We start from the raw sequence: 17,605 nt of genomic DNA on the forward strand, positions 1-17,605 counted from the left end.
TTTCGAATGTGCGCGGTGGAAGCAGCCGGCGCAGATTGTGCATAGGGAGTGGACCGCTCGCCGTCTTGGGCTGCCGCGAAGTTCATAGGGACTGTGACGTAGTGTGCGCCCCCCACCGTACAAACGAATGACGGGTGTGACTCAGGGGCCACGCATCACCCTTCGACAGCGGCGGGCCACGCACATCAATGTCGCATCGCGACAACGCCGCTGGAAGCGATTCGGATCCGTCTGGCTCAAACCGAGCGCGTCAGTCCGCCGTCGACGCGGATGTTCTGGCCGGTGATGTAGGCCGCGCCGTCGGACGCCAGGAAGGCGACCGTCGCAGCGACCTCCTCGACCTTGCCGTAGCGCTTCATCGGCACGCTGTCGCGGCGTGCATCCAGCTGCGGCAGGCTGTCGATCCAGCCGGGCAGCACGTTGTTCATGCGGATGTTATCGCCCGCATGAGTGTCGGCGAATATCTTGGTGAAGGCGGCAAGGCCTGCCCGGAACACCGCCGAGGTCGGAAACATCGCGCTCGGCTCGAACGCCCAGGCGGTCGAGATGTTGATGATGGCGCCTGCCTTCTGTGCCGCCATCACCGGCGTCACCAGCCGGGTCGGACGGATGACGTTGAGCAGATAGGTGTCGAGGCCGGTGTGCCACTGCTCGTCGGTGATCTCCGTGATCGGCGCGCGCGGGCCGTGGCCGGCGCTGTTGACGAGCACGTCGATGCGTCCCCATTTCGCCATCGCGCCATCGACGAGGCGCTTCAGATCGTCGTTCGACTTGTTCGAGCCGGTCACACCGAGCCCGCCGAGCTCGGCTGCCAGCGCCTCGCCCTTGCCGGAGGACGACAGTATGGCGACGCGAAAGCCGTCGGCCGCGAGCCGCCGCGCAGCCCCTGCCCCCATGCCGCTTCCGCCGGCGGTAACGAGTGCGACCTTCTCTGCTGCCATGACCAATGATCCTCTGTGATATCGTTGAGGCGAGCCGCAGGCCCGGCCTATCATGCGGCTTTCTACCGCCTGACCCGCCGGCAGGTCCACCGCCGAAGGTATCCATCATGAGCGATTTGCATATCCGCAGTTTGCGCCCCGAGGAGATCGCCATCGCCGCCGACTGGGCCGCGGTCGAGGGCTGGAATCCGGGCCTTGGCGATGCCGCATGTTTCGCGATCCCGGACGCGAAAGGCTTCTTCGTCGGCGAGGTCGACGGCGAGCCGGTGGCGACAGTCTCATGCGTCAATTACGATGACCGCTTCGCCTTCCTCGGCTTCTACATCGTGCGCTCGGGCTTTCGCGGCGCGGGCCACGGCCTGCGCATCTGGAATGCAGCGATCGCGCATGCAGGGGCCCGTGTGATCGGCCTCGACGGCGTCGTGGCGCAGCAGGACAATTACAGAAAGTCCGGCTTCCAGCTGGCTTACGCAAATATCCGCTATGGCGGTGACGTCGCCGCCCCGCAGAGACCGCCGGCCGATGTCGTTGCGCTGGGCGCGATCCCGTTCGCGCTCGTCGAAGCCGACGACGCGACCGTCTTTCCGGCTCCGCGCAGCGCCTTCCTGCGTGCATGGACCAACACGCACGGCCATATCGGCCGTGCTCTTGTGCGCGATGGCAAGCTGGCCGCATGGGGCGTGATTCGGCCTTGCCGGACGGGCCGCAAGATCGGCCCGCTCGTCGCCGACGATCGCGCGGCAGCGCAGACGCTGCTGCACGGCCTGCTGGCAAGCGCGGGCGGCGGCGAAATCTTCCTCGACCTCCCCGCCGTCAATCGCGAAGCGATTGCGCTCGCGGAGTCGCTCGGCCTCAAGCCGGTGTTCGAGACGGCGCGGATGTATACCGGACCGGTCCCGCCACTGCGGATCGACCGCGTTTTCGGCGTGACCAGTTTTGAGCTGGGCTAGCGCCGATCAGTAGCAGCGCATGATGTTGACGGTGTGCTCGCCGCCACCGCGGCCGGGCACGGTCACCTGTTCCGTCGGACAGCTCGGCACATAGGGCCGGTCGGACGGCACGACGTTCGGCGGGAAGCGATGCGTCCAGTCCCAGGGAACGTCATACGTGTAGGTGTAGCGCACGTCGTTGGGGACCGGCTGCCCGGCATCGGCGAACGGGTGGCTGTAGCCTGCATTGTCGTAGAAGAACCCGCCGCCGCCCGGCCAGTAGACCCAGGGCGTGTTGCGTCCGCGGAACCGGGCGCCCGGCGAAATCGCGGCACGCGCTGCCGCCGGTGGCGCGGCAGCGGTCACGACGCCATGCGGCGCAGCGCCGCCAGGTCGTGCAAAACTGTCGCCGGGGGCAAGGAGCAGCGCGGCTGCGCTGAGCGAGGCGAGCAACGCCCCAAGTGATTTGCCATCTGATCTGGACATCATGATACGCACCAACTGGTTTGGCTTCGCGGATAGCGGCTCCCCACCGCACGCTAGGCCGGGCCGTCACCCAGCCGCAAACGTATAATTAATTATTGGTTAAGGCACGGGATTAACGGGGAACGGGGTGCGGCAGAACGCCCAAATTCCAGGCCTGTTTCAAGCACTTCGCTCCGTGGAACGCGAACCTCATAACCAGTTGATCGGAGTTGATCGCGTCAGGCGAACGCAGCCGGAACGCCGCCCCATTGCAACAACAACGGCACGCTGACCAGCCTCTATCGCAACTGACAGACCGGGCGTCTCGCAAGGCCCGTCGTCCGCACGGGCGATGGGCCTTCGCGCATCAGCGGCCCTGATGCTTGTGCAGCCAATCCAGCATGTCCTGGGCATTCCCGGTGCCTTGCGATACGACCGCGGTGTTGCCGCCGCTGCGGCGATAGACCGTTGTCCGGCCCGGTTCCTTGTCGATCCTGACTTCTGCCTGAGCCGGATCGCCGCTTTGCGTGATCACCGCTGTCCCGTTCTCGTCCTGGACCACGGTGGTATGGCCGTCGCCGGACTCGCCGGCCCCGGCCGGCGCCATCGCAATTGCAGTCATCAGGCCCATTCCGGATGCGAGCAGGAGAAACTTCATGTCACACCTCTTCGTCTCGATCATCGTCCGAACTGAAATATGGCCAGCCAGTTGAAACGTCCAAACTGGCTGACAGCTCCGGTGTTCATGTCGCCCACCTGAAGCAGGAGCGCATTGGTCGAATTGCCGATCTGAGTGATCTCGGCGGTGTTGCTCGTGCCGGACTGGCCGATCAGCGCGTTGGTCGTGCCGCCCATTTGGATCACATTGGCATAGTTGCGTGTCCCGTTCTGGACAATGGTCGCATCGACCGTCCCGGTCCCGCCAATCTCGATGACCCGTGCGATATTAATGCGGCTGCTCTGCTCGATCGTGACCGGCTGCACATTGTTGCCGAACTCCACGACCGTCTCGATGCTGACGTTCCTGTTGGTCACGCTGCGCTGTACCGACCCAGCGGATGCTTCGGTCACCGCGCCCATGGTCGCGAATGCAGCGATCATCGCCAAAGCTTGCCTGCCGCATCTCATCGCCGTTCCCCGTTCACATCAGGTGCCGGTGCGCTCGCGCACGTCTCAGGGGCTGTTTTGAACGATGATCGACGAGTTGACCGCGCCAAATTGCGCGATCGCCCCTGTGTTCATGGTGCCGAGCTGAGACACGAGGCTCGTCGCCGATTGGCCGGTCTGGCCGACAAAGGCGAAATTGTTCACGCCCGCCTGCCCGACCGAAGCCGAATTTGTTCCTCCAAATTGCAGGATCCCGGTGGCGTTGTTGGTGCCGTTCTGGACCACGGTCGCGCTGGTGCTGCCGCCGATCATGAACACGCCTGCCATGTTGAGCTGGCTATTCTGGTTGACCATAACGGGAGGTCCGCCGACCGACACGATGGTCTTGATGTCTGCGGTCTGCGCGACGGCGGGTCCGATGGGTATGAAAAAAAGGCCGACAAAGGCACCGCACGCGACGCCTGAAAATGTCCTCATGACATGCCTCGCAACTGAAAATGGATACGGGATCATGGCGCCTGCTGAAGAATCGTCGAGCCGTTCAGGATTCCGAGTTGGGCCACTCCGGCGGCGTTGTTCGCACCGATCTGGCCGATCAGGCTTGAATTGGAGCCGCCGACCTGGCCAGCCAGCGCGGTGTTGGATGCAGTCGCGGTGGTGCCGCCCTGCCCGATCACCAGCGTGTTGACGGTCGCCAATGATCCCGTCTGTACGGTCGTCGCCTGGTTGGTCGCGCCGAACTGCAGCGTGGTGGCGCTGTTGTTCGTCGAACCGCTCTGGGAAATGAAGGAGTTGTTGGTCGTGCCAAATTGCAGCACGCTGGCCGTGTTGCCGGCCTGGGCATCGGCAGCAGTCAGCATGCTGAGCGTGACGGTCGCCGCGACGAGAAATCTGGTCTGCATTGTCATTTCCTCCGCGAAGGTCGGCCTGCGATTCCTGACGTGGTCCACCGGCCTGATTGCGGTGTTTGCGAGAATGGCCCGGACGCGTCGCAATGTGACGCGCCCGGCCAAACAGGGCTGGCTTAGTGCGCCGTCTGCGAGACGGTGCTCGAGTTGACCCCGAAACCACTGAGCTGACCGACGGCAGCTGAGTTGTTCTGGAGCGCAGCGGGCCCGAACGAATTCTGGGTGATGCCGCTGGTGTTGTTGCCGAAGGCTACCTGGCCGGTGGCCGCCGAGTTCTGCACGCCGATCTGGTTCACGGAGCTCGCGTTGTTGAGCGAGGGCGAGCTCGTGCCCTGCATGGTGCTCGCGCTGTTCAGGATGCCGAGCTGGGTGGTCGACGAGCTGTCGTTTGTGAGGCCGTTCTGCGTGACGCTCGAGCCGTTGACGACGCCGACCTGCACCGTGGTCGAGGTGTTGGCGGCCTGGGCTGCGGAGGACAGAGCGAACAGGGCAACGGAAGCAAAAATAAACTTGCGCATGGAATATCCCTTTCTAACCAAGTTGTCTGACTGGTGTGAGATGCCGGTCCTGGAGGAGGTCGACATCGTGGGATCACTCTGAACCGGTCTTACGGCGCGCGACAGACTGCAGTTCATGCTAGGCGGTACGGACTAGACGATGTGCGGCACGTCGGCACACGCGAGCCTAGGCTTGCGACTGGTTCGCACCGCTCCGCGCCGTCTCATGCGCCATGCTGTCGATCAGCCGCGCCACTTCGATCGGTGAACGCAGTTCGAGCTTTCGCATCATCCTGGCGCGATGCACCTTGACCGTCACTTCGCTGAGCTGGAGCTTTGCTGCAATCTGCTTGGCGACCAGCCCCTCCGCCATCAGCAGCATGATCTCCCGCTCCCGCGCCGTCAGAGTCTCGATGCGCTGGCGAGCCTCCCGCACCGCATCTTCCCGCTCCATGCGCCTGCGATCGCGCTCGATGCCGTGCCTGATCGCATCGAGGATCTCCTGTTCGCGGAAGGGCTTTGGTAGAAATTCGACCGCGCCGCGCTTCATGGCCTCGACGGAGACGCGCACGTCCGAATGGCCGCTGATGAAGACGATCGGTATCGCCACACCCGATTCAGCGAGCCTGCGCTGAAGCTCGAGCCCGGTCGGCGACGTGCCGGGAAAGCGAACGTCGAGCACGAGGCATGAAGGACCGTCCGAAAGACTCTCGGTGAGGAATTCATCCGTCGAGGCAAACAGCCTCACCTGATGTCCGGTCTCTTCGCAAAGGCTGCCAATTGCGCTTCGTATCTGGATTTCGTCGTCAACGACATAAACTGTGGCCTGATTTGAACTCATTGCGAAAGACTCCGGACCTGGCGCTCGCTGATTTAGCAACGAGCCATCCATTGTTCTTGCAAGCGACACAAGGTGCTTGAGGGCAGCGGCGCGAATCGGCCGAGTCGTGTCGGCTCGCCGGCTCCACGTCTTACGACCAACATCCGGCCGACGCGAGTGAAGGCGTTCACATATCGAGCTTCGTGATCGGAGGGTTTCGACGTCGCCATCTGCGGTGCCACGGCGAAGCGCCGTAACGACAATGCGGCAAGCAGGCGTTCCGGCCGCGATATCGGCAGCTGCATCATGGCGTCGCCACTCATGCGCCGACTGGCAGCCGCTTCCGGCAGTCCAGACGGGACGTTCAGTCAGCTTATCGAGTTCGATACCGCGCGCACCTTTTCGATACGCTCGGTATACGTTTCGCGCAAATCACGAAAAGGCGCACGCGCGGACTTTACTTCTGGATCATGGAGCGCACCCGTCCGTCGCACTAAGAACGACGACATATTGTCGAGACGCTGGATATTGCCCCTGGCGATATACAACCACAGCGCGATACAACCATAGTGCGATATTCGGTTTTCCGCCCCCAATCATTTCAAGAGGCGGGTTTTTGATATGCGATTTGTGACAGTCATTCTCTTGCTCGGAACCACAACCGGTCTCGCCGCCATCTGCGGCATCCAACCGGCGATCATCGCAGGAGCCACGGCGAGTACGGCGGACGCGGCGGTTCGCGCGTACCAGTCGGCAAAGCGGCTCCTTGTGCCGTCCGGGCACGAAGCCCCCACGTTCGGAGTGGACGCGCCGGTGTTCCGCTACGCCGCGATCCAGCGCGGCAGCATCGAGCAGACCGTCACCGTCACGGGTGCCCTGCAACCGGTCAAGACGATCGAGGTCGGCTCACAATTGTCAGGCCAGCTCGCGCGGGTCTACGTCGATTTCAACGATACCGTCGCCAAGGACCAGCCGCTCGCCCTGATCGATCCCCGCAGCTTCGCGGCCAAGGTCGACGAGGCCAAGGCGGCGGTGGAGGTGGCCAACTCCTTCGTCGACCTGGAGCGGGCCAAGCTCGACCGCGCCAGGATCGATCTGCAGAACGCGAGGGGGAGCCGGGAGGTCCTGGCGGCCAAGCTCGAAAGCGCACAGGCACTCAAGGCCTCGGCGCAGAAGACGTTGCAGCGCAAACTCGCGCTTCAGTCGCAGAATGTGGTTGCAGTCACGGCGGTCGACGACGCCCAGACGGAATTCACCGCGCGGCTGGCCCAGGAGCGAGAGGCCGATGTCCTGATGTCCCTGAACGCCTACTCGGTGGACGGCGCGCAGGCCGACGTGCGCCGGATCGAGGCCGAGCTGGAACAGGCCAGAATGGCCGTCCCGGAGAAAGCAGCCGTGCTTGCGGCCGCCCAGGCCGATCTTGATCGCACCGTGATCCGCTCGCCGATCGATGGCGTCGTGGTCGGCAGGTTCGTCAACGAAGGTCAGACGCTGGCGGTCGGCCTCGAATCGCGAACGACCTTCGTGGTCGCCCACCGCCTCGAGGACATGGAGATCCACGCACAGGTCGACGAAGCTGATATCGGACGTATCGCGTCCGGCCAGCGCGCTCATTTCACGGTAGATGCCTATCCCGACCGTCGCTTCGAAGCGACGGTCCGGCAGGTGCGCAAGGCACCGCAGAACCAGCAGCATGTGGTGACCTATACCGTCGTCCTGGCAACCTCAAATCTCGACGGCGCGCTGCTTCCCGGCATGACGGCCCTCGTGAAGATCGTGATCGAACGGCAGGACGACGTGCTGCGAGTGCCGCTCGCCGCCCTGCGCTTCCAGCCGTCGGGCACGCGCCCGGACACGGCTTCGGCACGCAGCGGCGTGTGGGTGCGCACCGCCAGCGGCTCGCTTCGGCGCATCCCTGTGACCGTAGGCACTTCGGGCGCGGAACAGGTCGCGCTCAAGAGCGGTGAGCTCACCGAAGGCAGCCAGGTCGTGGTCGGACAGGCCATCCGGCCGGCGGGCATCGAATTCTTTGGAATCAGGTTTGGATCATGACAGGCCTCCTGCCCCTCATCAGCCTGCGATCGGTGTGCAGAACCTATCGCGCGGACGGGATCGCGGTGACCGCAGTCCGCAACGTCAGCTTCGACATCGACCCGGGCGAGATCCTTGCCGTGATGGGACCATCCGGCTCCGGCAAGTCGACCCTCATGAACATGATCGGCCTGCTCGACCTGCCGAGCGAGGGCGCGATCTATCTCGAGGGAGCAAATGTCGCCGAGCTCTCGGAGGACCGCAGGTCGTCGCTGCGGGCTCGCAGCATCGGCTTCGTATTCCAGTCCTACAACCTTCTCGCGCGCCACAATGCCATCGAGAATGTCGCGCTTCCGCTCGTCTATTGCGGCGTGGGTCGCAAGGAGCGCCTGACGCGCGCCGAGCAGAGCCTGGAAGCGGTTGGCATGCTGCACCGGGCAAGTCATTTTCCACGCCAGCTCTCGGGCGGCGAGCAGCAACGCGTAGCGATCGCCCGCGCGTTGATCGCCTCGCCCCTGATCGTGCTTGCCGACGAGCCGACCGGGGCGCTCGACAGCCGCACCGGTGCCGAGATCCTGGCGCTATTAGCCGCACTCAACCGGTCCGGCCAGACCATCGTGATGATCACGCACGATCCCGGCATCGCAACGCAGTGCAGGCGCACGATCCGCCTCCATGACGGCGAGCTCGTCAGCGACGAAACGCCAGCCTTGGTGCCGGCGAAACGGAGCGTTGCGCCATGACGATGCTTCAAGGCTTCCAGATCGCACTGCACGCGCTGCGCCTCAACCCGCTGCGCAGTTTCCTCACCATGCTCGGCATCGTGATCGGCGTCGCGTCGATCGTGACGGTCTTCGCGATCGGCGCCGGCGCACAACTTCGTCTCCAGGAACAGATCCGCTCGATCGGCGCCAACGTGCTGATGATCACGCCGGGCGCGGTCTACCAGGGCGGCGTGCGCCTCAAGGAAGGCAGCAAGCTGACGATGACGGAAAGCGACGTGCAGGCCATCCTCGAGCAGATCCCGGAGATCCAGGCCGCCGCCGGCTCGATCGCCGGAACCGCGCAGGTCATCCACGAGAGCAAGAACTGGAATACGACGATCAACGGCACGACCACCGGGCACTTCATGGTGCGCGACTGGCAGCTTGCGTCCGGACGCTATTTCTCCGCCACCGAGGAGGCCGGCGCCGGAAAGGTCGTTGTGCTCGGAAGCACGGTCGCACGTGAGCTGTTCGCGCCTGGCGCCGACCCGATCGGCGCGCAGGTCAGGATCATGAAGGTCCCGCTCGAAGTGGTCGGCGTTCTCGATCGCAAGGGACCCGCCCAGGATGACGTCGCCTTCGTGCCCCTGACCACGGCCAAGCTGCGCTTTCTCGGCAGCGCGAGCAACATCAACCGGGATTCGGTCGCCTACATCATCGCGAAGGTGACCGCCGACAGTCAGATGGCGGGGGCGCGATCCGAGATCGAGAACCTGCTGCGGCAGCGGCATCGGATTCTCGCCGGCCAGGAGGACGACTTCAAGGTCCAGGATCCGGCCGCGGCCATGGAGGCGCAGCAGGGAGCAATCCGCACCGTCGCGCTCCTGCTCGTCGCCATCGCCTCGGTCTCGCTGCTGGTCGGCGGCATCAGCATCATGAATGTCATGATCGTGTCGGTCACCGAGCGCACCCGCGAAATCGGCATCCGCCGCGCGCTTGGCGGGCGGATGCGCGACATCCGCCTCCAGTTTCTCTGCGAGGCGCTCGTCCTCTGCCTTCTCGGCGGCATCATCGGCGTCGCCGGTGGCGTCACGCTCTCGATGACGGTCGCACGCATGGCCGGCTGGATCACCTCGATCGACGGCGAAGCGATTGGCCTCGCCCTGGTCTTCTCGATCGCGACCGGCCTCACCTTCGGTTTCTATCCCGCGCACAAGGCGTCCAAGCTCAGTCCGATCGAGGCACTGAAGACGGAGTGAGAACATGCTGGGGTGTTCGCATCAACCAAAAGGCCACGGAGGAGCTAGTCATGAGCCCGGATCCAAAAGATTCGATCACACCAACTCCACGCGAGCGCGAGCTGATGATGCTGATCGCGCGGGGGATGCAGAACAAGAACATCGCCTACGAGCTCAAGATCTCGGAAAACACGGTGCGGGCCCATATCGGCAACATCATGCGCAAGTACCGCCTCCATAACCGGACCCAGATCGCGATCATTTTTGCGCTGCAGGCAGCGCCGCCATCGCTGTGGCTCGATCCGGGCAGCACAGAAGGCTACCCGCCGGCGGCGAAACCTGCGCAGGTGCTCGCACAAAATCCCCGGGTGCTGACGGCGCCGGAGTGACGGCCGGCTCATCCCACCCTCTCTGTCCCTCTTGCATGCGTCGCCGCTCTTGTAACAAAACTGTCATGCAGCAAAACTAAACGATGGCGGGGGGCCGCGGTCGGCCGCCAAGCCGCCTCATCGCAGGCAGGGAGAAATTTGATGCGCCGCTCACTGGTGTTGCTGTCCGCCGGACTGACAGTGCTGTCCACCGGACTTTCAAGTGGACCTGCCTCCGCCCAGAACAACACGCCCCGTAACCTGATCCTGTTCATCCCCGACGGCCTGCGCGCGCTGAAGGTCACGCCCGAGACCGCACCGGCAATGGCCGAGGTCCGCGACAAGGGCGTCAATTTCAAGAACCCGCACTCGCTCTTCCCGACCTTCACCATGGCCAACGGCTCGGCTATGTCGACCGGCCATTATCTCGGCGATACCGGCGTGTTCTCCAACACGATCTGGACGAATTACACCTCCGTGCCTGCCGGCGACACCGTAGTACCCTTCATCGAGAACGATGCCGTGCTCGGCGACATCGACGAGCATTTCAAGGGCGACTATCTCAACGAAGAGACCATTCTGAAGATGGCCCGCGACAAGGGCCTCAGCACGGCGGCGATCGGCAAGGTCGGTCCGACCTACCAGTTCGACCACACGGACAAGCCCGAAAAGGCCGGCCTGCATTCGGTCGTGTTCGACGATTCCACCGGCGGCAAGAACGGTGTGGCGCTGTCGGACGAGGTGAAGGACGCGCTGACCAAGGCGGGCCTGCCCCTCGCCACCCCGCCGCGCGGCGACAACAGCAAGGCCGGCGACGCCAAGACGCCCGGCACCACAGTGGCCAACGTCGCGCAGCAGGCCTATTTCGCCGACGTCGCCGCCAAGGTGGTGCTGCCGATGTTCAAGGCGCGCAACAAGCCGTTCGTGCTGGTGTTCTGGTCGCGCGACCCTGATGGCAGCCAGCACAACACCGGCGACAGCCTCAACCAGATCAAGCCCGGCATCAACGGCCCGACCTCGATGGCCGGCATCAGGAACGCCGACAACAACCTCGCCCAGATCCGCAAGGCGCTGGACGAGCTCGGGCTCGCCGCCAACACCAACATCATGGTCCAGGCCGACCATGGCTTTTCGACCATCTCCAAGGAAAGCAAGACCAGCCCCTCGGCCAAGCTCAGCTACGACGACACGCCGAAGGACTTCTTGCCGATGGGCTTCCTGGCGCTCGACCTCGCCAAGGCGCTCGAGCTGCCGCTGTTCGACCCCAACGACAAGAACGCAAAGATCGAGGGCAACAAGCATCCGAAGGCCGGCAACGGCGTGCTCGGAAAGGATCCGACCAAGCCCGACCTCGTCGTTGCCACCAATGGCGGCTCCGACCTGATCTATCTGCCGAACAAGGACAAGAAGCTCGCGGCAAAGACCGTCAAGGCGCTGCTCGAGCAGGACTACGTCTCCGGCCTGTTCGTCGACGATTCGCTCGGCCGCATCCCCGGCACGCTGCCGCTGTCGAGCATCAATCTGCGCGGCAAGTCGGCGACGCCGACACCCGCGATCGTTGTCAACTTCCGCTCCTATGCCAGCGATTGCGGCGAGGCGCCGACCAACTGCTCGGTGCAGGTCGCCGACACCGTCTTGCGACAGGGCCAGGGCATGCATGGCAGCTTCAGCCGCGGCGACACCATGAACTTCATGGCCGCCATCGGCCCGGACTTCAAAGCCGGCTATGTCAGCGCGATCCCGGTCAGTAATGCCGATGTCGGCATGACGGCCGCCCGGCTGATGGGGCTGCGCGCCTCGGAGAAGGGAGACCTGGTCGGCCGCGTGATATCGGAGGCCATGCCCAACGGCACCGTGCCGAAAGCCTATGCCGGCACGATGAAATCCAAGCCCGCCGAGGGCGGCCTGACCACCGTGCTGAATTTCCAGCGCGTCGGCAGCCAGCGCTATTTCGACGCCGCCGGCTTCCCGGGCCGCACACTCGGGCTCGAGGCGGATGCCGGCAAACAAAAAACGGCGGGGAAATAACCCCGCCGCTCAAAATGCTCCTCGCGAGAGGCGCAGAATCTCACATGCCGATGTCGAACACGTTCGGCAATTGGCCCGCCAAAGGCAGCGCGGTGGCGCCGAGGAAGGTCGCCACCATCGCCATCAGGCGACGGTTGTTCTGGCGCTTGCCGCGCATCTGGCCGGCGATCCACTCCAGCATCTCGCTGTTGACCTTGGAGGCGTAGGTCGGCGCCCAGCTCTCGATGTCGGCCGACAGCGCGACGCTGCGCGGCGGCACCTTCAGCCCCGAGGCGCTTGCGGCGTAGTGAGCGACGGCCTTGGCGAGCAGGTCGTCGAACCGGCCGCCATCGGAGCGCTCGGTTGCGGCTTCATTGATCTCGAACAGCGCTTCGGCTTCGGCGCGGCTGATCGGCTGGTCGTTGACGGCCGTGGCGGTCAGGATACGCGTGCACCAGGCGGTGTCATCGGCATCGAGCGAGCGGGAAAAGTGGACCCGCCCCCTGGTGGTCGGGCCTTCGCCCGTGATCACACCATCGCGCACGATGGTCAGGGCATGGGCCGCGGTATCGCGGCAGGACGGTTCGAGGGACGGCGACTCAACGGACTTCGGCACTGCGGCAGACATAGTTCACTTCCAGATTTCTTCTGATCGACCAGCATTTTCATGCGGACGTAAAGGGGTGGTTAACGATTCGATACGGGGATCGCGACTTTTCTCAATGGTTGCCAATTGGTCGCTGTCAGGTCCGCTTTGGTTTTATCGAACGTCGGGCGAGCGTGATGCGGGTCATAAAAGGCTTTATCGGGGCAATCGAGACCGTGCGGCTCCGGTGGAGGTGTTCGCCGCAGGCGCCGCTGTAACAGAAAGGTGCTAGGAAATGGGCCCTTCAGGGAATGAATTCACATTTTACTTGAAGCGGTTCACTTGAGCGCGACGACCCCCTATACTGCCCGTGACGGAAAAGGTTAATTCCCAAGTAAATTCAATGCGATGAGGTAGAACCATGACACTTCCGATTGGCGCCACCGCGCCCGACTTCGAAGCCGAAACCACCGAGGGGAAGATCAAGTTCCACGACTGGATCGGCAACAGCTGGGCCCTGCTGTTCTCGCACCCCAAGGACTTCACGCCGGTTTGTACGACCGAGCTCGGCGCTCTCGCCAAGCTGAAGCCGGAATTCGACAAGCGCGGAGTCAAGCTGATGGGCCTCTCGGTCGACCCAGTCGACCGCCATTCCAAATGGTCCGAAGACATCAAGGAGACGCAAGGCGCGGCTCCGAACTATCCGATGATCGGCGACACCGACTTCAACGTCTCGAAGCTGTACGGCATGCTGCCGGCTTCGACCTCGGGCGATCCCCTCACCCGCACGCCGGCCGACAACCAGACCGTCCGCAACGTCTTCATCATCGGACCGGACAAGAAAATCAAGCTGGTGCTGGTCTACCCGATGACGACCGGCCGGAATTTTCAGGAGATCCTGCGCGTCATCGACTCGCTCCAGCTCACCGCCAAGCATCGCGTCGCGACGCCGGCCGACTGGTCGCAGGGTGACGACGTCATCATCGCGGGCTCGGTCTCCAACGACGAGGCCAAGACGATCTACCCGCAGGGCTGGAAGGAACCCAAGCCCTACATCCGGATCGTGCCGCAGCCGAAATAACCCACGATCATTTCGGGGCGGTGCATCGGCATCGCCCCGATAAGCTTACGCCGCGTGCACGCGCTCGAGGAAACCCTCGACCTCGGCCTTCAGGTGCAGGCTCTCGCCCGACAGTGCCTGGGCGGAGGCAAACATCCGGCTGGAAGTCTCGCCCGTCTCGTTCGCGCCCTCGGCGGCGTGACGGACGTTGACGGCGACATCGGCGGTGCCCGATACGGCCGCACGAACGCTGGCCACGATGTTGTGGGTCGCGCTCTTCTGCTGTTCCACCGCAGCCGAGATCGAGCCGGCGATGCCGCTGATGCGCTCGATGGTCTGGCTGATCGCCCTGATGGCGGCGACAGACTCCTCGGTCGCAAGCTGCATGCTGGCGATCTGGTTCGAGATCTCGTCGGTCGCCTTGGCGGTCTGGCCGGCGAGCGTCTTGACCTCCTGTGCCACCACCGCAAAACCGCGGCCCGCATCGCCCGCGCGCGCGGCCTCGATGGTGGCGTTCAGCGCCAGGAGATTGGTCTGCTCGGCGATCGAGGTGATCAGCTTGACGACGTCGCCGATGCGCGCCCCGGCCTCGGAAAGCTGCGCGATACGCTGATCGGTCGCCTCGGCCTGCCGCACCGCCTCGGCGGAAATCTCGTTCGATTCCTGCACCCGGCGGGTGATCTCGGAGATGGATTGAGACAGCTCGTCGGAGGCCGACGCCGCCGAACGCACGTGCCCGGAGGCAGTTTCGGAAGCTCCGGCCGACCGCGCCGACAGATCGGCGGTGGAGCGTGCGGTGTCGGTGAGTTGCCGAGCCGTCCGTTCGAATTCGCCTGACGATGTCAGCACCTTGTCGAGGATGCCGCCGACGCTGCCGCGGAACTGCTCGACGAAATTGCGCAGGTCGGATTTGCGCTGCTCGATTGCTGCAGCCGAAGCCGCCGCGTGCTCGCTGCGCAAGCGCGACCGCTCCAGCGAATTGCTCTTGAACACCGCGACCGTGCGCGCGATCTCGCCGATCTCGTCGGCGCGATCCTCGCAATCAATCGTGACGTCGCTCTGGCCTTCGGCGAGCGCCGTCAGCGACCGCGTGACCGAGATGAGCGGCTTGGTGACACGGCGGACGACCAGCAAGGTGAGGATCAGCACCAGCAGCGCGGCGAGCCCGGCGGCGATCGCCATGCTCTCGATCGCCTGGGTCAGCATGCTCTCGAACTGGGCCATCGGGATGCCGACGTAGAGAATGCCGACGACCTTGCCGGTCGCATCTGCGACCGGGAAATAGGCGGTCATGAAGGATTTGCCGAACAGCGTGGCCGGGCCCTTGTAGGCCTCCCCACGGCGCAGGACGGCTTGCGCCGGATGGTCGGCGGCAAGCTGGGTGCCGACGGCGCGGTCGCCGTTTTCCTTCTTCACGTTGGTCGAACGGCGGACGAACTGCCCGCTCGCATCGTCATAAACGAACAGGGTGGCGTTGCCTCCGACATAGGACACCGCGCGATCGACGATGGCGTGATCCCTGAACTCGGGCATCTTGGCAATCTCGGCGCGCGCGACCGCGCCATCCCGCATCGTGATCTTGGCGTCGGGAACGACCTCGGCAAAGGCCAGCGCCAGCGTGCGCAAACTCACCTCGATGTCGCGGAGCGCACGATCGTTGACAGCGGAGGTGAGCGACCAATAGCCGGCGCCGACCACGAGCGCTGTATTCACAGCGATCAGCAACGCGGCGCATAGGACCGCTTTGGTGCCAAGCTTGAATTGCGGCAAGAACTTCGCCGTCGGACGGTTTGACATGAATGGAACTACCCCTGGAATTCCTGCATATTGATGCAATCGGCTTACGGCCGCATTAACGGCGGTTCACACCGCCCCGCGCGGAATGCTTTCCAGATTGTAAACGAGGTCGCCCCTGACCACCCCAAGCCCGCCGCCCATCATCGTCTGGTTCCGCGATGATCTCCGCCTGTCCGACCACCCCGCCCTCCACGCCGCCGCCAACACCGGCGCGCCGGTCATTTGCCTTTGTGTGCTGGATGACGCCGCCGGTCGCGCACCGGGCGGCGCGGCACGCTGGTGGCTGGCGCAGTCGCTGCGGGCACTTGGCGCCGATATCGGCGCGCGCGGCGGATCGCTGATCCTGCGCAAGGGGCCGGCGGCCAGGGTGATCATGGAGGTGGTCCGCGAGAGCGGAGCCGGCGCCGTCTACTGGAACGGGATCGCGCAGAGGCCGCATCAGGCCATCGAGAAACAGCTCGAAGCGACGCTGGCAAAGCTCGGCCTGGACTCGCAAAGTTTCCCCGGCGACTTGCTCGTCCCGCCCGCGGCGATCCGCAACAATGAAGGCCGCGGCCTTCGCGTATTCACGCCGTTCTGGCGGCGCGTGCTGTCGCTCGGCGACCCGCCAAAACCCCTGCCGGCACCGAAGGCGCTTCGCGCGGCGCCCAAGCTCGCCAGCGACGCACTGGAGAGCTGGAAGCTCGAGCCGACCGAGCCCGACTGGTCCGGCGGCCTGCGCGAGACCTGGACCCCGGGCGAAGCCTCCGCCCGCGCCCGCCTGCGCGACTTCCTCAAGCGCACCGCAGTCGGCTATATCGGCGATCGCGACCGCCCGGATCGCGAAGGCACCTCGAGCCTGTCGCCGCATCTGAGGTTCGGCGAGCTCAGCCCGCGCCAAGTCTGGCACGCCGCGCGCTTCGCCGCCGCGGAAAATCCTGCCATCGGATCCGGCGTCGACAAGTTCCTGAGCGAGCTCGGCTGGCGCGAATTCTGCCGCCACCTGCTTCACGATCACCCCGACCTTGCGACCGAAAACCTGCAATCGAACTTCGACGGCTTCCCATGGAAAGGCGACAAGAAGGCGCTCGCGGCCTGGCAGCACGGGCGCACCGGCTATCCCATCGTCGACGCCGGCCTGCGCCAGCTCTGGCACACCGGGGTGATGCACAACCGGGTTCGGATGGTGGTCGCCTCGTTGCTGGTCAAGCACCTCCTGATCGACTGGCGCGACGGCGAGAGCTGGTTCTGGGACACGCTTGTCGATGCGGATGCCGGCAGCAATCCCGCCAACTGGCAGTGGGTCGCCGGCTGCGGCGCGGATGCGGCACCCTATTTCCGCGTCTTCAACCCAACGCTCCAGGGCGAGAAGTTCGACCCTGACGGAACCTACGTTCGGCGCTGGGTGCCGGAGCTGAAAGACGTTCCGGCCAAGCTGATCCACCAGCCCTGGCAGGCAACGCCGATCGAGCTGGCAAGCGTCGGCGTCACGCTCGGCAAGACCTATCCGCAACCGATCGTCGATCATGCCAAGGGACGCGAGCGCGCGCTCGCCGCCTACGCAAAGATCCGCAAAGGTTGAGCGTTGCTTTGACACAATTTTGAAACCCGCTATCGTCGTCGCTCCATACAAACCGTGGGGGACGATATGGACGACGAGAAGCCGATCACCGAACAGGCGATGGAGACGATCACCACCGCCGTGGAAGCGACCAAGGAAGCCGCAGTCACCGCCGTCAAGAAGGTCAGGAAAGCCGCCAAGAAGGTCGCGAAGAAAGTAGTGCCGAAGAAGGCCGCCAAGAATACGTCGAAGAAGGCGGCAAAGAAGTCGTCGAAGAAAGCGGCCAAGAAAACCGCGAGGAAAACCACGAAGAAGGCCGCCAAGAAGGCTCCGAAGAAGGCTCCAAAGAAAGCCGCCAAGAAGAAAAAGGCCAAGAAGGCCAAGCGCTGATCCCGGCCCAGGGTTAGGCCAAGGAAAGGTCGAGGATAGGTCAAGGATAGACCAGAGCAAGCCTCCGGGTGCGGGCGCGCCCGGAGGCTTTGCGGCAAAGCGCCCTGCCCTCGCCGCCCCGATGCGCGCCTGCCCGGATGGCGGGCGTCTTGGGGATCGCAAAATTCGCTGCGACTGCTTGGGCGCGGCACGTCGGGGATGTGTTCCAGCGCTCCGG

General features: G+C 64.4%; 19 protein-coding genes. 9 read left to right on the forward strand and 10 right to left on the reverse strand.

From position 1 onward, the window contains the following. Positions 1–236 precede the first annotated feature (236 nt). Positions 237–941 (reverse strand): SDR family oxidoreductase, encoded by a 705-nt coding sequence (locus tag JQ572_RS30600; RefSeq protein ID WP_211386552.1) that lies wholly within the window; start codon positions 939–941, stop codon positions 237–239. Positions 942–1,048: 107 nt separating this feature from the next. On the opposite strand from JQ572_RS30600, the gene JQ572_RS30605 reads away from it, so the two are divergent. Next, complete coding sequence (locus tag JQ572_RS30605; RefSeq protein WP_211386553.1) at positions 1,049–1,891, forward strand: GNAT family N-acetyltransferase; 843 nt, start codon at positions 1,049–1,051, stop codon at positions 1,889–1,891. 6 nt (positions 1,892–1,897) lie between these two features. Here JQ572_RS30605 and JQ572_RS30610 read toward each other — a convergent pair whose 3' ends face one another. The 7 genes from JQ572_RS30610 to JQ572_RS30640 form a co-directional block, all read right to left on the reverse strand. Then, entirely contained in the window at positions 1,898–2,359 is a 462-nt protein-coding gene (locus tag JQ572_RS30610) for a hypothetical protein (protein WP_211386554.1), read from the reverse strand. A 343-nt stretch (positions 2,360–2,702) separates the two neighbouring features. Further along, entirely contained in the window at positions 2,703–2,993 is a 291-nt protein-coding gene (locus JQ572_RS30615; protein WP_211386555.1) for a hypothetical protein, read from the reverse strand. 20 nt (positions 2,994–3,013) lie between these two features. Next, the gene (locus JQ572_RS30620; RefSeq protein ID WP_262048930.1) at positions 3,014–3,436 is read right to left on the reverse strand and encodes a curlin; all 423 of its coding nucleotides are present in this window, start codon (positions 3,434–3,436) and stop codon (positions 3,014–3,016) included. A gap of 72 nt (positions 3,437–3,508) precedes the next feature. Beyond that, a complete protein-coding gene (locus JQ572_RS30625) occupies positions 3,509–3,919 on the reverse strand; it encodes a curlin (protein WP_211386715.1) in 411 nt (136 codons plus the stop codon). 32 nt (positions 3,920–3,951) lie between these two features. Next, positions 3,952–4,344 carry a curlin gene (locus tag JQ572_RS30630; protein ID WP_211386557.1) on the reverse strand — a complete coding sequence of 131 codons (393 nt, stop codon included), beginning with the start codon at positions 4,342–4,344 and terminating at the stop codon, positions 3,952–3,954. A 122-nt stretch (positions 4,345–4,466) separates the two neighbouring features. Further along, positions 4,467–4,868 (reverse strand): curlin subunit CsgB, encoded by a 402-nt coding sequence (locus JQ572_RS30635; protein WP_211386559.1) that lies wholly within the window; start codon positions 4,866–4,868, stop codon positions 4,467–4,469. Positions 4,869–5,034: 166 nt separating this feature from the next. Next, positions 5,035–5,688: a response regulator transcription factor gene (locus JQ572_RS30640; protein WP_211386560.1), complete on the reverse strand. Its 654-nt coding sequence runs from the start codon at positions 5,686–5,688 to the stop codon at positions 5,035–5,037. A gap of 600 nt (positions 5,689–6,288) precedes the next feature. Between JQ572_RS30640 and JQ572_RS30645 the strand changes: the two genes are divergently transcribed. From JQ572_RS30645 to JQ572_RS30665, 5 genes are all read left to right on the forward strand, one after another. Then, positions 6,289–7,719 (forward strand): efflux RND transporter periplasmic adaptor subunit, encoded by a 1,431-nt coding sequence (locus tag JQ572_RS30645; RefSeq protein WP_211386561.1) that lies wholly within the window; start codon positions 6,289–6,291, stop codon positions 7,717–7,719. Continuing rightward, positions 7,716–8,441, forward strand: a complete 726-nt coding sequence (locus JQ572_RS30650) for an ABC transporter ATP-binding protein (protein WP_211386562.1) — start codon at positions 7,716–7,718, stop codon at positions 8,439–8,441. Before JQ572_RS30645 ends, JQ572_RS30650 begins: the two co-directional genes overlap by 4 nt. Then, positions 8,438–9,661: an ABC transporter permease gene (locus JQ572_RS30655; RefSeq protein WP_211386563.1), complete on the forward strand. Its 1,224-nt coding sequence runs from the start codon at positions 8,438–8,440 to the stop codon at positions 9,659–9,661. Before JQ572_RS30650 ends, JQ572_RS30655 begins: the two co-directional genes overlap by 4 nt. A gap of 50 nt (positions 9,662–9,711) precedes the next feature. Next, entirely contained in the window at positions 9,712–10,029 is a 318-nt protein-coding gene (locus JQ572_RS30660; protein WP_211386571.1) for a response regulator transcription factor, read from the forward strand. Positions 10,030–10,170: 141 nt separating this feature from the next. Beyond that, positions 10,171–12,036, forward strand: coding sequence for an alkaline phosphatase family protein (locus tag JQ572_RS30665; protein WP_211386573.1), 1,866 nt, complete (start codon positions 10,171–10,173; stop codon positions 12,034–12,036). A 40-nt stretch (positions 12,037–12,076) separates the two neighbouring features. On the opposite strand, the gene JQ572_RS30670 is transcribed toward JQ572_RS30665, so the two are convergent. Beyond that, entirely contained in the window at positions 12,077–12,643 is a 567-nt protein-coding gene (locus JQ572_RS30670; RefSeq protein WP_211386575.1) for a hypothetical protein, read from the reverse strand. 379 nt (positions 12,644–13,022) lie between these two features. Between JQ572_RS30670 and JQ572_RS30675 the strand changes: the two genes are divergently transcribed. Beyond that, positions 13,023–13,682 (forward strand): peroxiredoxin, encoded by a 660-nt coding sequence (locus JQ572_RS30675; RefSeq protein ID WP_194482323.1) that lies wholly within the window; start codon positions 13,023–13,025, stop codon positions 13,680–13,682. A 45-nt stretch (positions 13,683–13,727) separates the two neighbouring features. On the opposite strand, the gene JQ572_RS30680 is transcribed toward JQ572_RS30675, so the two are convergent. Then, complete coding sequence (locus tag JQ572_RS30680; RefSeq protein ID WP_211386576.1) at positions 13,728–15,458, reverse strand: methyl-accepting chemotaxis protein; 1,731 nt, start codon at positions 15,456–15,458, stop codon at positions 13,728–13,730. A 169-nt stretch (positions 15,459–15,627) separates the two neighbouring features. Between JQ572_RS30680 and JQ572_RS30685 the strand changes: the two genes are divergently transcribed. After that, the gene (locus JQ572_RS30685) at positions 15,628–17,019 is read left to right on the forward strand and encodes a cryptochrome/photolyase family protein (RefSeq protein WP_249129565.1); all 1,392 of its coding nucleotides are present in this window, start codon (positions 15,628–15,630) and stop codon (positions 17,017–17,019) included. 66 nt (positions 17,020–17,085) lie between these two features. Further along, on the forward strand, positions 17,086–17,388 hold the full coding sequence (locus JQ572_RS30690) for a histone (protein ID WP_211386583.1): 303 nt from the start codon (positions 17,086–17,088) through the stop codon (positions 17,386–17,388). Positions 17,389–17,605: the final 217 nt, after the last annotated feature.

Origin of the sequence: Bradyrhizobium sp. SZCCT0153, from assembly GCF_018129995.1 — a bacterium.
Lineage (GTDB): Bacteria > Pseudomonadota > Alphaproteobacteria > Rhizobiales > Xanthobacteraceae > Bradyrhizobium > Bradyrhizobium japonicum_G.

What these genes read in the sequence shown, in the direction of transcription:
- JQ572_RS30600 (WP_211386552.1), bottom strand. Translation starts at nt 941, where the DNA reads ATGGCAGCAGAGAAGGTCGCACTCGTTACCGCCGGCGGAAGCGGCATG.
- JQ572_RS30605 (WP_211386553.1), top strand. Translation starts at nt 1,049, where the DNA reads ATGAGCGATTTGCATATCCGCAGTTTGCGCCCCGAGGAGATCGCCATC.
- JQ572_RS30610 (WP_211386554.1), bottom strand. Translation starts at nt 2,359, where the DNA reads ATGATGTCCAGATCAGATGGCAAATCACTTGGGGCGTTGCTCGCCTCG.
- JQ572_RS30615 (WP_211386555.1), bottom strand. Translation starts at nt 2,993, where the DNA reads ATGAAGTTTCTCCTGCTCGCATCCGGAATGGGCCTGATGACTGCAATT.
- JQ572_RS30620 (WP_262048930.1), bottom strand. Translation starts at nt 3,436, where the DNA reads ATGATCGCTGCATTCGCGACCATGGGCGCGGTGACCGAAGCATCCGCT.
- JQ572_RS30625 (WP_211386715.1), bottom strand. Translation starts at nt 3,919, where the DNA reads ATGAGGACATTTTCAGGCGTCGCGTGCGGTGCCTTTGTCGGCCTTTTT.
- JQ572_RS30630 (WP_211386557.1), bottom strand. Translation starts at nt 4,344, where the DNA reads ATGCAGACCAGATTTCTCGTCGCGGCGACCGTCACGCTCAGCATGCTG.
- JQ572_RS30635 (WP_211386559.1), bottom strand. Translation starts at nt 4,868, where the DNA reads ATGCGCAAGTTTATTTTTGCTTCCGTTGCCCTGTTCGCTCTGTCCTCC.
- JQ572_RS30640 (WP_211386560.1), bottom strand. Translation starts at nt 5,688, where the DNA reads ATGAGTTCAAATCAGGCCACAGTTTATGTCGTTGACGACGAAATCCAG.
- JQ572_RS30645 (WP_211386561.1), top strand. Translation starts at nt 6,289, where the DNA reads ATGCGATTTGTGACAGTCATTCTCTTGCTCGGAACCACAACCGGTCTC.
- JQ572_RS30650 (WP_211386562.1), top strand. Translation starts at nt 7,716, where the DNA reads ATGACAGGCCTCCTGCCCCTCATCAGCCTGCGATCGGTGTGCAGAACC.
- JQ572_RS30655 (WP_211386563.1), top strand. Translation starts at nt 8,438, where the DNA reads ATGACGATGCTTCAAGGCTTCCAGATCGCACTGCACGCGCTGCGCCTC.
- JQ572_RS30660 (WP_211386571.1), top strand. Translation starts at nt 9,712, where the DNA reads ATGAGCCCGGATCCAAAAGATTCGATCACACCAACTCCACGCGAGCGC.
- JQ572_RS30665 (WP_211386573.1), top strand. Translation starts at nt 10,171, where the DNA reads ATGCGCCGCTCACTGGTGTTGCTGTCCGCCGGACTGACAGTGCTGTCC.
- JQ572_RS30670 (WP_211386575.1), bottom strand. Translation starts at nt 12,643, where the DNA reads ATGTCTGCCGCAGTGCCGAAGTCCGTTGAGTCGCCGTCCCTCGAACCG.
- JQ572_RS30675 (WP_194482323.1), top strand. Translation starts at nt 13,023, where the DNA reads ATGACACTTCCGATTGGCGCCACCGCGCCCGACTTCGAAGCCGAAACC.
- JQ572_RS30680 (WP_211386576.1), bottom strand. Translation starts at nt 15,458, where the DNA reads ATGTCAAACCGTCCGACGGCGAAGTTCTTGCCGCAATTCAAGCTTGGC.
- JQ572_RS30690 (WP_211386583.1), top strand. Translation starts at nt 17,086, where the DNA reads ATGGACGACGAGAAGCCGATCACCGAACAGGCGATGGAGACGATCACC.